General features: G+C 61.9%; 14 protein-coding genes. 11 read left to right on the forward strand and 3 right to left on the reverse strand.

The genetic code is table 11. The features are described 5' to 3' along the window. Positions 1 to 9: 9 nt before the first annotated feature. The 10 genes from ACYVHK_RS03910 to ACYVHK_RS03955 all read left to right on the forward strand — a co-directional run bounded on the left by ACYVHK_RS03910 (position 10) and on the right by ACYVHK_RS03955 (position 8,137). Positions 10 to 1,236 carry an NAD(P)/FAD-dependent oxidoreductase gene (locus ACYVHK_RS03910; protein WP_460527806.1) on the forward strand — a complete coding sequence of 409 codons (1,227 nt, stop codon included), beginning with the start codon at positions 10 to 12 and terminating at the stop codon, positions 1,234 to 1,236. Next, positions 1,224 to 1,796, forward strand: coding sequence for a DUF3261 domain-containing protein (locus ACYVHK_RS03915; RefSeq protein WP_460527808.1), 573 nt, complete (start codon positions 1,224 to 1,226; stop codon positions 1,794 to 1,796). The genes ACYVHK_RS03910 and ACYVHK_RS03915 overlap by 13 nt, the downstream gene beginning before the upstream one ends. Before the next feature lie 5 nt (positions 1,797 to 1,801). Next, positions 1,802 to 2,986, forward strand: coding sequence for a beta-ketoacyl-[acyl-carrier-protein] synthase family protein (locus ACYVHK_RS03920; RefSeq protein ID WP_460527810.1), 1,185 nt, complete (start codon positions 1,802 to 1,804; stop codon positions 2,984 to 2,986). Then, on the forward strand, positions 2,986 to 3,450 hold the full coding sequence (locus tag ACYVHK_RS03925; protein WP_460527812.1) for an ApeP family dehydratase: 465 nt from the start codon (positions 2,986 to 2,988) through the stop codon (positions 3,448 to 3,450). Before ACYVHK_RS03920 ends, ACYVHK_RS03925 begins: the two co-directional genes overlap by 1 nt. Continuing rightward, a complete protein-coding gene (fabG, locus tag ACYVHK_RS03930) occupies positions 3,443 to 4,174 on the forward strand; it encodes an SDR family oxidoreductase (protein ID WP_460527814.1) in 732 nt (243 codons plus the stop codon). Before ACYVHK_RS03925 ends, fabG begins: the two co-directional genes overlap by 8 nt. Further along, positions 4,171 to 5,406, forward strand: coding sequence for a beta-ketoacyl-[acyl-carrier-protein] synthase (locus tag ACYVHK_RS03935; protein WP_460527816.1), 1,236 nt, complete (start codon positions 4,171 to 4,173; stop codon positions 5,404 to 5,406). The genes fabG and ACYVHK_RS03935 overlap by 4 nt, the downstream gene beginning before the upstream one ends. A 36-nt stretch (positions 5,407 to 5,442) precedes the next feature. Continuing rightward, positions 5,443 to 5,880, forward strand: coding sequence for a hypothetical protein (locus tag ACYVHK_RS03940; RefSeq protein ID WP_460527818.1), 438 nt, complete (start codon positions 5,443 to 5,445; stop codon positions 5,878 to 5,880). Positions 5,881 to 5,937: 57 nt separating this feature from the next. Then, the gene (locus tag ACYVHK_RS03945) at positions 5,938 to 6,471 is read left to right on the forward strand and encodes a hypothetical protein (RefSeq protein WP_460527820.1); all 534 of its coding nucleotides are present in this window, start codon (positions 5,938 to 5,940) and stop codon (positions 6,469 to 6,471) included. A gap of 10 nt (positions 6,472 to 6,481) precedes the next feature. Beyond that, a complete protein-coding gene (locus ACYVHK_RS03950; protein ID WP_460527822.1) occupies positions 6,482 to 7,162 on the forward strand; it encodes a 4'-phosphopantetheinyl transferase family protein in 681 nt (226 codons plus the stop codon). Between the two features lie 63 nt (positions 7,163 to 7,225). Then, a complete protein-coding gene (locus tag ACYVHK_RS03955; RefSeq protein WP_460527825.1) occupies positions 7,226 to 8,137 on the forward strand; it encodes a polysaccharide deacetylase family protein in 912 nt (303 codons plus the stop codon). Positions 8,138 to 8,327: 190 nt separating this feature from the next. Here the strand turns inward: ACYVHK_RS03955 and ACYVHK_RS03960 are convergent, their stop codons facing one another. The 3 genes from ACYVHK_RS03960 to ACYVHK_RS03970 form a co-directional block, all read right to left on the reverse strand. After that, positions 8,328 to 9,161, reverse strand: a complete 834-nt coding sequence (locus ACYVHK_RS03960) for a prolyl 4-hydroxylase family protein (RefSeq protein ID WP_460527827.1) — start codon at positions 9,159 to 9,161, stop codon at positions 8,328 to 8,330. Positions 9,162 to 9,238: 77 nt separating this feature from the next. Beyond that, positions 9,239 to 10,744 carry a carbohydrate-binding protein gene (locus tag ACYVHK_RS03965; RefSeq protein ID WP_460527829.1) on the reverse strand — a complete coding sequence of 502 codons (1,506 nt, stop codon included), beginning with the start codon at positions 10,742 to 10,744 and terminating at the stop codon, positions 9,239 to 9,241. Between the two features lie 449 nt (positions 10,745 to 11,193). Then, entirely contained in the window at positions 11,194 to 12,255 is a 1,062-nt protein-coding gene (locus ACYVHK_RS03970; protein WP_460527831.1) for an eCIS core domain-containing protein, read from the reverse strand. 269 nt (positions 12,256 to 12,524) lie between these two features. Between ACYVHK_RS03970 and ACYVHK_RS03975 the strand changes: the two genes are divergently transcribed. Next, positions 12,525 to 13,199, forward strand: coding sequence for an SOS response-associated peptidase (locus ACYVHK_RS03975; protein WP_460527833.1), 675 nt, complete (start codon positions 12,525 to 12,527; stop codon positions 13,197 to 13,199). Positions 13,200 to 13,631: the final 432 nt, after the last annotated feature.

Here is a 13,631-nt window from a genome sequence, read left to right on the forward strand (position 1 = left end):
ACGTTAGAGATGCGTGTAGAACAGACCGAAATCCTGATCATTGGTGCCGGCCCCGCCGGTTCGGTGGCCGCCGGCATGCTGCGTCGCCAGGGCCGTGAGGTACTGGTGATCGAGAAAGAGCAGTTCCCACGCTTCTCCATCGGGGAGAGCCTGTTGCCGCAATCGATGCAATACATCGAGGCGGCGGGTTTCCTGCAGGACGTGGTCGAGGCCGGCTTCCAGTACAAGAACGGCGCGGCCTTCCAGCGCGGCGACAAGAAGACCGCCTTCGACTTCCGCGACAAGTTCTCCAAGGGCTGGGGTACGACCTATCAGGTCCAGCGCGCCGATTTCGACCATGTGCTGGCCAAGGGCGCCGAGAAGGCCGGTGCGACCATCCGCTACCGGCACCAGGTGGTCTCGGTCGACGTTTCCGGTGAGCGTCCCACGGTCAACGTGCTGTCGCCCGAGGGCGAGACCTACCAGGTCAGCGCGCGCTTCCTGCTGGATGCCAGCGGCTTTGGCCGCATCCTGCCGCGCCTGCTGGACCTCGAAACACCGTCCGCCTTCCCGGTCCGCGGCGCCTACTTCACCCATGTCGAAGACCATATCCCGGTCGGCAGCTTCGATCGCAACAAGATCCTGGTGAGCGTCCACCCTGAGCACGTCGACGTCTGGTTCTGGACCATCCCGTTCTCCAACGGCCGCTGCTCGCAAGGCGTGGTGGCGCGTACCGAGTTCCTCGAACGCTACAGCGGGACCGAGACCGAACGCCTGCGCGCCATCATCGCCGAGACGCCGACCCTGGCCGGCCTGCTCAAGGATGCGGTCTGGGATACCCCGGCGCGCAAGCTGACCGGCTACGCTGCCAACGTCAAATCGCTGTGGGGCAAGGGCTACGCCCTGCTGGGCAATGCCGGCGAGTTCCTCGACCCGGTGTTCTCCAGTGGCGTCACCATCGCGGTGAAGTCCGCCAGCCTTGCCACGGAAGCGATTGCCCGCGAATTCGCCGGCGAGACCGTCGATTGGCAGGCCGACTATGCCGACCCGCTCAAGGGGGGTGTGGATGCCTTCCGTGCCTTCGTCGAGAGTTGGTATGAAGGCGGATTCCAGGACGTGATCTTCCACGAAGATCAATCGGCGGATATCCGTCGCATGATCGCCGCCATCCTCGCCGGCTACGCCTGGGACAAGCAGAACCCCTATGTGGCCGAGCCGCGCCGCCTGAAGACGCTGGAGCAACTGTGCGTCAGCTGATCGTCCTCCTTGCCTTGTTGCTGACGGCCTGTGCCACGGCGCCGAAAGAGCGCCTGACGCTGCCGGAGCTGCGTCTCGCCCCGTCAGCATTCGGCCGCAGTGTCAGCCTGGTCCAGCGCCTGACGCTGGAGCGGGTGGACATCAACGCCCAGGTCAACCGGTTCAACACGCCACGTACCCTGCAGGCACTGCTCGAGATTGATTCGACCGTCGTGCAGCTGGCCGGCATCGCCTTCGAGCAGCGGGTGCTGACCATGGTGTGGGACGGCAGCCACCTGAAGGAAGACCGTCATCCCTTCCTGCCTCCGGAGGTGGATGCCGCCCATGTGCTGCGTGACGTGCAACTGGTCTATTGGCCGCTGCCGGCCATCGTGGCGGCCTTGCCGGCCGGCTGGACGGTGGAGGACAGTGGCCCCCAGCGCCTGCTGAGCTACGGCGGCAAGGTCCAGGTCCGGGTGTACTACCAGGGCGAGCCCCGCTGGGCTGGCAAGACGGAAATCGACAACAGGCTGGAAGGCTATCGGCTGACGATAGATTCCACGCCGCAAGCAGGATCGTAAGCAAGATGTCGGCAGCTGTTTATCTCAATGAACTGGGTGTGATCTGCGCGCTGGGTGCGGACAAGGCGGCGGTGCGCCGCGGCTTGTTCGCCGCCGAGCCCGCCGGGGTGACCACGACGGACGCCATGTTGCCCGGGCGTCACCTCTGCGTCGGCGCGGTCACCACGCCGTTGGCCGACATCTCGGTGCTGCCATCCAGCCTGCGCAGCCGTAACAATGCCTTGCTGCTGACCGCCGCCCTGCAGATACGCCCGGCCATCGACGCCGCCGTGGCCCGCTATGGCGCGCATCGGGTCGCGGTGGTGCTGGGTACCAGTACCTCGGGTATCGGCGAAGGGGAGGCGGCAATCGCCCACCACATGGCCCACGGTGTGCTGACGCCGGACTTCCATATCGGCCAGCAGGAGATGGGTTCGCCGGCCATGGCGCTGAGTACCTGGCTGGGCGTGACCGGTCCCGCACTGGTGATCTCCACCGCCTGTTCGTCGAGTGCCAAGGCGCTGGCGAGTGCCGCGCGCCTGCTGCAGGCCGGCATGGCCGATGCCGTGATCACCGGCGGCATGGATGCGCTGTGTCGCTTCACGGTGGCAGGTTTCGCCTCGCTGGAGTCGGTCAGCGACGCACGTTGCAATCCGCTGAGCCTCAATCGCAACGGCATCAATATCGGTGAGGGTGGCGCGCTGTTCCTGGCGACGCGCGAGCCCGGCCCGGTCCGGCTGGCCGGCTGGGGAGAATCTTCCGATGCACACCATATTTCCGCCCCGGCCCCCGATGGCCGTGGTGCGCTTGCCGCCATGCGGCAGGCATTGGCCCGCGCCGGGCTGCAAGCGTCGGACATCGATTACCTGAACCTGCACGGCACGGCGACGCCGCAGAACGACGCGATGGAAAGCCTGGCCGTGGCCGAGCTGTTCGGCAGCGAACTGCCCCTAAGCTCCACCAAGCCGCTGACCGGCCACACCCTGGGCGGTGCCGGTGCGCTGGAAGCCGCCCTGTGCTGGCTGACACTGACCGACAATCCCGAAGGCCTGCTGCCGCCACATTGGTGGGATGGCGTCGTGGACCCGGCCTTGCCGGCCTTGCACGTGGTGCGCGCCGGCGAAGCGCTGGGTCGCCCGCTGGATTACGCCCTCAGCAATTCCTTTGCTTTTGGAGGCAGCAATGCCAGCGTGATACTGGGGAGGGCATGATGCGGGTAGCCATTCATCACCCCATTGCCGAGATCGTGCCGCACGCAGGTCAAATGCGCCTGCTGGACCGCGCCGTGGAAGGCGACGGCGACGGCCTGCTGGCCGAGGTCACCATCCGTACCGATAGCCTGTTCTTCGACGGGACCGGCGTCGGTGCCTGGGTTGGCATCGAATACATGGCCCAGGCAGTGGCTGCCTGGGCGGGTTGGCAGGCTCGCCTGCAGGGAGGTTCGCCCAAGGTGGGCTTCCTGCTGGGCAGCCGCCGTTATGAAAGTACCCGTCCGCAGTTTCAGCTCGGCGAGGTATTGCATGTCCACGTGCAGCGTGAATTCCTGGCCTATAACGGCCTGGGGCAGTTCAGTTGCCGTATCGAGGTAGAAGGTGTCGCTGTAGCGACGGCGGCCTTGACCGTGTTTGAACCGGCCAATGCCGATGAATTCTTGAAGGGAAGCAGTAATGAATGACAAAACCGTGCTGGTCACCGGCTCCAGCCGTGGCATAGGCCGGGCCATTGCCTTGCGCCTCGCGCGTGAGGGCTACGATCTGGTACTGCATTGCCGCAGCCGGCTGGATGAAGCCGAGCAGGTCGCTGGCGAGATCCGCGCCATGGGCCGCGAGGTCCGCGTGCTGCAGTTCGATGTAGCCGATCGTGCCAGCGCCGCCGAGGTCCTGCTGGCCGATGTCGAAACGCATGGCTGCTACTACGGCGTGGTCTGCAATGCCGGCATCGCCCGCGACAATGCCTTCCCTGCCATGCCGGCGGAGGAATGGGACGCCGTCATCCACACCAATCTGGACAGTTTCTACAACGTCTTGCACCCGCTCACCATGCCCTTGGTACGTCGTCGCAAGCCAGGCCGTATCGTTACGCTGGCATCCGTTTCCGGCATCATGGGCAACCGTGGCCAGGTGAACTACAGCGCCGCCAAGGCCGGCATCATCGGTGCGACCAAGGCCCTGGCGGTCGAACTCGCCAGCCGTGGCATCACGGTCAACTGTGTAGCGCCCGGCCTGATCGATACCGAGATGATCGAGGCGCACGTGCAGGAGGAGGCGATGAAGATCATCCCCGCCAAGCGCATGGGCAAGCCCGAGGAAGTCGCCGCCACGGTGGCCTTTCTCATGAGTGAAGATGCGGCGTACATCACGCGGCAGGTCATTTCGGTCAACGGAGGTATGGTGGGATGAAGCGCGTCGTCGTAACCGGTTTTGGCGCCATCAGCCCGCTGGGGCATGATTGGGCAACGGTAGAAGCAAGATTGAGGTCTGGCCGCAATGCCGTCCAGGTCATGGGCGAGTGGGCCGGCTATGAAGGGCTGAACACCCAGGTCGGCGTGCCTGCCGCACCGTTTGAGCTGCCGCACGAGCGCTACAACCGCAAGAGCCTGCGAAGCATGGGTCGCGTCGCCGTCATGGCCACGCGCGCCAGCGAGCTGGCCCTGCTGGATGCCGGCCTGTTCGACGACCCGCTGGTCAAGAGCGGCCAGATGGGCATCGCCTACGGCTCGTCCTCGGGCACCCCGGCGTCCATCGGCGACTTCGGCCGCATGATCTGCGACAAGACCACCGAAGGCATCAACGCCACCACCTATATCAAGATGATGTCGCACACGGCGGCGGTCAACATCGGCGTGTTCTTCGGCATCACCGGTCGTATCGTCACCACCTCCAGCGCCTGCACCTCGGGCAGCCAGGGCATTGGCTACGCCTTCGAGGCCATCCAGTCCGGCAAGCAGATCGCCATGCTGGCGGGTGGCGCAGAGGAGCTGGACGCCACCGAGGCGGCGGTATTCGACACCCTGTTTGCCACCAGCGTGAAGCACAACGAAACCCCCCACCTGACCCCGCGACCGTTCGATGCCGCGCGCGACGGCCTGGTACTGGGCGAAGGCGCCTGCACGCTGGTGCTGGAAGAACTGGAACACGCCCAGGCCCGTGGCGCGACCATCTACGCCGAGATCCTCGGCTACGGCACCAATAGCGATGGTCGGCACGTGACCCAGCCCAATGCCGAGACCATGGGCATCGCCATGCAACTGGCCCTGAACGACGCCCGGCTCGCACCCAGCGACATCACTTACGTCAACGCGCACGGTACGGCGACCGACCACGGCGACGTGGCCGAGACCCAGGCCACGCACACTGTCTTTGGCGAGCGGGTCGCCATCTCCTCGCTCAAGAGCTTCATGGGCCATACGCTCGGCGCCTGTGGCGCGCTCGAAGCCTGGATGACGATCGAGATGATGCGCACCGGCTGGTTCGCACCCACGCTCAACCTCGACCATGTCGACCCGCGCTGTGGCACGCTCGACTACATCGTCGGCGAAGGGCGTGAGCTCGACACCGATATCGTGATGAGCAACAACTTCGCCTTCGGCGGCATTAACACCTCGTTGATCTTCCGCCGCTGGCCTGACTGACCCATTGTTTATTTCAACTGCAACAGGAGGAAAGTAATGAAGAAGACCCTGGCAATTGCCCTGACCGCAGCGGCGCTGGCCGCACCCGCCATGGCGCGCGACACCGTACTGAACATCCCCCTGGCCGACGTGCTGGCCATGCCGGAAGCCAAGGAAAAGCTCGACGGTTCGGTCAAGTTCTACCTGGCTGGCCAGAAAACCCCCAAGGTCATCAAGACCCTGGGTGATGACGTCTCCAACCCGAAGACCAACGGCTTGGGCAAGGATGACGAGTTCGGCTGCAAGTGGGCTGCGCTGTCGGCACTGATCAACTTCCAGAACTCCGCCAAGCGCGAAGGCGCCAATGCGGTGGTCGACATGGTCAGCTACTACAAGAAGAACGAAACCCGTAGCGACACCACCTTCGAATGCCACGCCGGCACCTTCGTGATCGGTGTTGCGCTCAAGGGCACCTACGCCAAGATCAACAACTAAGTCATTACCGACAATCACGCTACCCTGATTCGGTACGTGGGCATTCTGGAAACCATCATGAAGAAACTGCTATTGCTGGCCGTACTGGCCCACGCTGCGAGCGCTCTGGCCGCGGACAAAGTACTGCTGGAAGCACCGGTGACCTACCACGCGAACGCTAGCGTCGTGGATTCGGTCAAGACTGAATGCAAGATCGAGGAAATGCTGACGCGTGACGTCGGCGCTGCGTTGGTAAAGGTCAACAAGGGCGGGAACGGCACCGTGGCCTCGGCCGCAGAAGCGGGCGACGCCGCCGTGCTGCGCTTGCAGATCTCCCACGTACTGGGTGTAGGTGGCGGTGCCTGGAGTGGCCCCAAGGCCATCACCGTTTATGCCGAATTGGTCGAGAACGGCAAGGTCACCCGCTCTGGCCGGGTGAATCGCTGGTCCACCGGTGGAATGTGGGGTGGTTTCAAGGGCACCTGCTCGATTCTTGATCGTTGCTCCAAGGCATTGGGTGCCGATCTGAGCAAGTGGGTGGTCGATCCTTCCTTCAAGCTGGAGGAAATCCCCGCTCCGACCGAGAAGATCGCCGAAGCCAAGCCCGAGTAAGCCGCAGATCATGCTCCACCTGGCGCTCGCCTCGCTTGCTGGCCTCAACCGCGAACAAGCTGAGGTGGGCGCCTTGCCTTTGCAGGATGCCGAATCGGCGCGGCTTGCACAGATTTCCCGCCCGGCGCGGCGCGAGCAATTCCTGGCCGGCCGCTGGCTGGCCAGGCATCTGCTTCACCAGGCGCTGGGAGGGCAGGCGGCCGATTGGCAGATCAGTGCCGATGCCGGGGTAAAACCGCATATCGTCGGCTATCCTGATTTGCACCTGTCGCTCTCGCACACTGGCGGGTGGATCGCCTGCGCCATCGGCGATAGCCCGCTGGGGCTGGATGTGGAGCGTGTACAAGCGCAGCGCGACACGCTCTCCATGGCCGAGCTGGTCTGCGATGCCCGCGAGTATGCGACACTGCAGGCCCTGCCCGAGAGCGAACGGGCGATGCACTTTGTCGCGCTATGGACCCGCAAGGAAGCCTGGCTCAAGCGAGAAGGCGCACCGTTCGACCTCTCCAACCTGTGCCATATAGGCAGCGAACCAGCGCCGGCATCGCAGGCCGATGTCGCCAGTTGGTGCTTTGCCGGGCAAGGCCTGGCCGTCTCGCTCGCCACCCGGCGGTGGGACGAACTCGTCACACACTGGCCAGGAGACTGGCCCACGGTAGCCACCGATTGGCACCGTTTTCATATTCGATAGATTCCCGCTGTAGGCCCTGGACAGACCACCGCCCCAGGACACGCCGCCTAGCCGATGTTGCCCATGTTCACTCCGTTCCTTTCCGTCGTGCGTCACACACACCGCCCGCTGGCCTGTGTTGCCAGCCTCCTGCTGGCAACATCGGCACTGGCGGCCCCCACCGCACCCATCCGCTTCCTGCTGACGTTCGACGACGGCCCCAGTGTCTGGCACAGCGAACCAACCCAGCAGGTGCTGGCGCAGCTGGAACGCAATCCGGTCATGCCCGGCATCAAGGCAATGTTCTTCCTGCAGACCGCTCACTATGCCCATGGCGGTAGCGAGGCCGGCAAGCAACTGATGCGCGATACCTGTGCCGCAGGGCACCTGCTGGAAGTCCACTCCGGCAGCACGCGCGGCCATATCCCGCATACCCAGTTCGATGCCCCGACCTTGACGACAACGCTGATCAGCGCCCGTCTCGCCATTGACGCCACCTGTGCCCGCCCCGCCACGTTGGTCCGCCCGCCAGACTGGAGCTACACCGACGCCACCCAGTCCATCTACCAGTCCATGGGGCTGGGCATGCTGCTGACCGACCTTAGCGCCAACGATGGCAAGATCTACGGCTGGATAGTCAGCATGCGCCGCCGGGCACACCTCCACATGCAGCTGGAAAACACCGCCAAGGTCTACGCCCGCGGTGAGCTGCCCGAGGTAGACGGCGTCGTACCAGTGATCGCCACCTTCCACGACACCAATCCCTACACCGCATCACATATGACCGAGTACCTGCAGATCCTGGTGGAGGAAGCCAAGGCGGCCGGCCTGCCGGTAGCGGCCGAACCCTTCTACAAGGACACGGACGCCATGCAACGTGCCGCAGAACGACGTGCCGCCGACCATCGCTACGTCTGTGACGAAGTATCCCGCAGCATCGGCATCAGTGATCGCTGGTTCGGCAAGGATGCCGATCTACGCAAGGGGTGCTACTGAACCCGAGACTTTGCCGAGCAATCGATGAGAAATTTGGTCGCGAGCCTGGGCGAGGCTCCCTCGCGGCGGCGAGGGCGGGGGGTGTAGGGTTGAAATCAGCAAGGAATCCTCAATGTCCGGATGCAGACTAGCGCCCGGCTGTGCCGGGCGGTGAGATGAGTTTCCAGGCTGGGATGCTCTCCAGATCTTCTTAACCGTAACGCTGCTGCCGCATCCACTTGGTCATGATCCACTTCTCGCCGGACGCGACCGGCTCACCACCGTGCAGCGTCAGCGGGTCCAACTGGCCCTGGCCGTTGCAATAGCGGAAATACACCGCAGCCCCCTTGCGTGGTGATACCGCCAGCTTCGCCTCGGGGAAGATCGTCTCGCCGCCACCGGCGACATCATTGAGATAAACAATCAGGGTCGCCACCCGCTGCCCGCCCTGTGCCAGATGCAAGGCGCTGCCAGCCTGCTCGGGCGGGAAGTAGTCAAAATGCGGCCGGTACTCGCCGCCCAGCTCGTAGTGCAGTATCTGCAAGCCCTCGCCATGCTCCAGCGGCCATTGCATCAACCGGCTGACCCGACGGTCCAGCCGAGTGATGAACTCATCCTCGCAACGACCAAAGAACGTCCCCTGGCTGGTCCGCCGCTCGATCACATCCTCCTCGCCGGTCAGCGGGTTGACCGTGGTCGACCGCGCCAGCTTCTGCCGTGAGCGGGCGATCACCTCATCACACTCCTCATGCGACAGGAAATCCGCAAACACCACCACCTGCGGCTGCTCGCAACGCATCACCACCTGGACCTCGCGGTCACCCACGTCGATCCGGTTGCCCGCAGCAATCGGCATGGCATCGTACTGGTAGCCCCTGGGTGCCGATACGACCTTGGCCGGACTCAACGCCGCCTGTATCGCACCCTGTGCCGTAGCGCGGTCAAAGCCCGCGCCCTCCATGGCCGCTTGCATGGATGCCGGGCTGCATCCCCGCGCAATATTGTCTGCCAGCCAGATGCGCCAGGCGTCGTCGAAGATGGGCATGCCTGCCTCCCTGTCTGAATAACCGTCACCGGCAGGGCCGGCCCTCATGGGCCGACCCCACTGGATGCTACCCGTCCTTACAGGCCCAGGTTGGAAATGAAGCTGTTCAAGAAACCCAGTCGTCCGGCCTGACCATAACTGTTACAGGTCGGCGATGCATAGCCCGGCGCGCAATCATTGTCCCGATCGAGCGACCAGTAATGCACACCAGCCAGACCATTCTGCTTGGCAAAGGTCGATAGTGTCGCGACATCCGCCAGCGTAAAGGTCTCATCTATCGTATCGTTGCCGCCGATCATCGGCGTCAGCTCGATCTGGCTGTACGGCACGCCGTGGTAGTTGTGCAGGTTGATCGCAGCCTGGATCGCCGAACGGCCCATGTCGCACTTGCCATTGCTGCCAATCACGCAGTTGGTCGGCGTCGTGCTGCCATAGTCCATCACCATCAGGTTGATGATGTAGTTGCTCAGGCCATAGGACTTGATCGCCTGCATGGTCATCACACCCGCATTGCCCAGGCTCTGCGGCGAGCTCCCACCCAGCGTCGCCAGGGTAAAGCTATAGCGAAGTTTAGGATAGGTACGCTGCGCCGTGATCACCCGCTTGACCAGGTTGTTGATCGTATCCTGGCTCTGGCCGGCCTCGATATCAAAGTCCACGCCCAGCAGGTTGGCCGAGTTATAGGTATTGATGAACTTGTTGAAGCCCGCGTCTGTCCCGCAACTGAACGACCCTGCCGCACCACCGGTAGACAGGATGTAGAACTTCCCGGCATTCACAAAATTCTGCACATTGGCGCTCGCCACCGCGGTCGGCGTCAGGCCACCCCAGGTCTCGGTCCCGCACTCGCCGGTCGCAAACGACCAAGTCATCACCTTGGCCTTGGCCGGCAGCACATTCAACACCGGCTGCGCCGTACCGGTCACCGCGGTCGAGATCACCGTGGTATTCCAGTTCATGTTGACCGTAATGTCCTTGTACGGCCCAAACACCAGACCCGTCGGCGAGGGCGTCGGGGTTGGCGTCGGCGTGGGAGTAGGTGTCGGGGTTGGCGTGGGTGTCGGCGTTGGGGTACCGCTGCAGTTGCCGTTATTGGTCCAGGGCTGGCCGCTGCCGGCCGGCCCGCTGCTGGTCGCCGGGTTTTGGCCCTGCGTCCACCAGTTCGCGGTGTAGTTGACCCCGTTGTAGGTCACCTTGTCGCCGCCGTTATAGGCCTTGGCACTGTCCCAGGCCAGATAGCAGCCGCTACCCGGGCTCGGTGTCGGCGTGGGGGTAGGTGTCGGCGTCGGTGTGGGAGTAGGGGAGGGCGTCGGTGTCGGTGTCGGTGTCGGTGCTGTGCCGTCCGGCCCCAGGTCCGTCCACAGGCTGGCATTGGTCGGGTTCCAGCCTGCACTGCTGTAGTCGGTCTGGTTCACAAGGGCGCGGTAATCCCGGCCCTGATAATAAACAATCGTACCTGCGGCATAGTAGGTATCCGGCTTCCAGGCCGGGTAATTGGCAGCGAACACGCTAGCGGCCAACAGGGCCGGAATCACCGCCAATGCAATCTTGCTGGGACCACGCGCAAACTTGGTAACAGACATCTTATCCATCTCCTAGTTGATGACAGGGGGCACTCATTCGATGAGCAGTCACCCGGTCATGCATGCCACTTGTTCGCAGGTTAAGGTGACTACAATACCAATGTGTAATACGTATTAAATATGTATTCAAGTGATTCGGAAAATATTTATGCCAATGTAATTTAAAAAACATAAGGCAATAATTTTAAAGAAGAAAAAAGCATGACAGGATAGATACCGGTATTATCAAAAGGTCTGTTTTTGCGGAGATTTTGCCAAGCAGAAAGCATGCCAAAAATGACATTAGCATGTTCGAATATGGGACGTACTCAGCCTGGCGTTAACCGATAGCAGGTTGGAGCCTGGGTATGGAAGAGAGGGTGCTGCTAATACCAGCATGCAATGAAAGGCGGCGCAGTGCAGGTCAAACATGAGGACCAATGCCACTGCGCCGCCACAACAACAAACGCCTATAACCAGAAATCTTCGTCTGTCTTGCCCTTGTTTTCCGAATTGCTCGTTTTGGCAGCACTGCCCATCCCATAAGGGTCATCGGCGTTGCCAGGCGTCGAAAGGACCGTCGCTTCCTCGATCACGGCAACCTCCTCCTCGGATGAGGCCGCGGTAGGCTCGGGCATCGTGGCACCCTGTTCAACCAGCCAGTCTATGCAGTCCTGGATGGGCACGGCAGAACGGCCTGCTTTAGACAGATCCGTCTTTATTGACTCTTTGAACTCCAGCAATTTGACGATAGCCTCAGTCATTTTAACTTTGGAGAGTAGGCCGCCCGAAGTTGCAATATTGATGCTGTCACCCTCGATTTTCAGGTGGGATTTCTTACCGATATCAATGTGCAAATGAATGGAAGCGCTACCGCGCACATAATTCCCACCTTGGATGCCCGTGGCCGCCTCTATTCTATAAAGCTGCAAGGTGTCTGCAGTACCGGTACGGCTTTGCAATTGCGGCACCCCACCGCCAGCGGCAGGTTGGCTTGCCAGGGCCTTGGCACCCATGACGTCAGCCTCATGCTCCAGACCTGCGTCGTCGTTGATAGGCACCCCGCCTTTCATCTGCACCGTGGGCTTCACCCTGCCTTGGGCTTGCTGCACAACGTGCCAGGCCTCATGGGGTAGATGCTGTTCCTGCCCCGGAGCAAGGTGAATATCACTCCCTTGCGCGTAGGCATGCGCATTCAGTTGCGCGGGCTTAGCGGAGTTGTAATGGACATTCACATGGTCCATGTTCATGCCCGAAAGCGACTCTATGCCCGTCTTGAGCTGGGCAGGGAGTCCAGAATTGTTTTTCGCGGCAGCATCCGCCTTTCTCTGCAAGGCGCCCAAACGCCCCGCCGCCATGCGGTCATTCGCCAGCAACTGGATGCCTTGTAACCGGGCACTATGAGGATGCTGGCTGGCAAGACTGCTCAACTGCGATACGGATGCGAGATCGGCCAGCGGGGAGGCACTGCGGTTCTGACGTTGCAGGCTACTGGATGGCGGAGCGTTCGATTTCTTGCTGCGTTCATACATTGTGTTCTCCCGGCGTTGACTGCAATCGGTAACGGCCTGAAACAATACGCATGTAATGGCGGTGGTCATCGCGCCTGTTTTCTTGTCATTAGCCAAGCAACCAGGACGGAGCATTAGAAGAGAGATAGTAGCCCCCTGCTCGAAGCGCCGCATCCTCCAGATAGGGGATTTGCCCATGTGCTCGCGGGTGGGGCGGGGTATGCTGCATAAGCAGCTACTGATTAAAGTATTATCGTTGTGGCGAGCCTGCGATTTGCTAGGCTGCACCTATGTGCGGGCGATACAACATTTCCGATAGTCCCCAAGTTCAGCTGCTTTGCGAGCTACTTGGCGTCAAGCTATACCCTACAACTCGTCTGAATATCTCCCCTGGCGGTCAGGGCGACTTTGTTGCGGAGCTCGATGGCGAGCTAAAACTCACAACGGGCTACTGGTCCGCACTGATTGAGCCCAAGGCAGCGGGTGGGTATCGGCCCAACCCCAAGTTTAAGACTTTTAACGCCAGATCCGATCGCCTGACGGCCAGCCCGCTTTGGCGGAAGCTCTACAGTTCCAAGCGGGCCATTGTCCCGGCGACGGGTTGGCATGAGTGGAAGGACGGTGAGGACGGCAAGAAGCAGTGCTATCAGCTCGAATTGGGCGATCGAGCCATCGCTTTCGGCGGGCTTTACCAGCTGTACCAGTTTGGCGAGGATCTGGTGCCAGCCTATTCGATCATCACGCTACCTCCACACCCCAGAGTTACCCACATCCATGACAAAAGCTTACCGCTGATGCTGGAGCCTGCCGACTTCGACATGTGGTTAGATCCCAACTTCAAACAGATAGAAGCCTTCGCGCACCTGTTGCTGCCGGTGCTACGTCATGAGTTGCTGGTGATTCCTGTGAACAATCCCAAGGATATGCTCGCGGTCGGACCCGTCGAGACTATCCCCGCCGATTAGCGAATGGTGAACGTTCGTTCCCTTTGCGCTAGCATACTGCCATGCTAATCGCCCTCTACTAACTCCGCCGTGATGGTGCTCGGATTGCCGATCGAAGCTGGCAGAAGTCGCTGTTCATTGGCTCGATAACCTTCAGCATTGTCGAAACCACGCGCCAACTGACCTTTCAGATCGATGGCTCCTCGCTGCCTGGGTGTGGCCTGACCTCTACGAGCCGCAGCTTAGGCACCTAGGTGGCCGTCGTATGCGTTTTCTGGGTTTTGAAGCGCAGGGAGGCCCATCAGGGTTTCCCGATGGGGGATCAAAGGGAGTGGGCGAGAACTAGCTGGCGCTTGATGGATACGTCATTGTCTTAGCGACACCCCCAAGACTCACGCGGACGTTGCAAGGTGCCGATGGCACCAACAACTTCGCATACAAGGCACGAGTGAG

Source organism: Chitinimonas naiadis, from assembly GCF_054780835.1.

Bases quoted from the DNA above. Each gene is read 5' to 3' on its own strand.
- ACYVHK_RS03910 (WP_460527806.1), top strand. From the start codon at position 10: ATGCGTGTAGAACAGACCGAAATCCTGATCATTGGTGCCGGCCCCGCC.
- ACYVHK_RS03920 (WP_460527810.1), top strand. From the start codon at position 1,802: ATGTCGGCAGCTGTTTATCTCAATGAACTGGGTGTGATCTGCGCGCTG.
- ACYVHK_RS03925 (WP_460527812.1), top strand. From the start codon at position 2,986: ATGCGGGTAGCCATTCATCACCCCATTGCCGAGATCGTGCCGCACGCA.
- fabG (WP_460527814.1), top strand. From the start codon at position 3,443: ATGAATGACAAAACCGTGCTGGTCACCGGCTCCAGCCGTGGCATAGGC.
- ACYVHK_RS03935 (WP_460527816.1), top strand. From the start codon at position 4,171: ATGAAGCGCGTCGTCGTAACCGGTTTTGGCGCCATCAGCCCGCTGGGG.
- ACYVHK_RS03940 (WP_460527818.1), top strand. From the start codon at position 5,443: ATGAAGAAGACCCTGGCAATTGCCCTGACCGCAGCGGCGCTGGCCGCA.
- ACYVHK_RS03945 (WP_460527820.1), top strand. From the start codon at position 5,938: ATGAAGAAACTGCTATTGCTGGCCGTACTGGCCCACGCTGCGAGCGCT.
- ACYVHK_RS03950 (WP_460527822.1), top strand. From the start codon at position 6,482: ATGCTCCACCTGGCGCTCGCCTCGCTTGCTGGCCTCAACCGCGAACAA.
- ACYVHK_RS03955 (WP_460527825.1), top strand. From the start codon at position 7,226: ATGTTCACTCCGTTCCTTTCCGTCGTGCGTCACACACACCGCCCGCTG.
- ACYVHK_RS03960 (WP_460527827.1), bottom strand. From the start codon at position 9,161: ATGCCCATCTTCGACGACGCCTGGCGCATCTGGCTGGCAGACAATATT.
- ACYVHK_RS03965 (WP_460527829.1), bottom strand. From the start codon at position 10,744: ATGTCTGTTACCAAGTTTGCGCGTGGTCCCAGCAAGATTGCATTGGCG.
- ACYVHK_RS03970 (WP_460527831.1), bottom strand. From the start codon at position 12,255: ATGTATGAACGCAGCAAGAAATCGAACGCTCCGCCATCCAGTAGCCTG.
- ACYVHK_RS03975 (WP_460527833.1), top strand. From the start codon at position 12,525: ATGTGCGGGCGATACAACATTTCCGATAGTCCCCAAGTTCAGCTGCTT.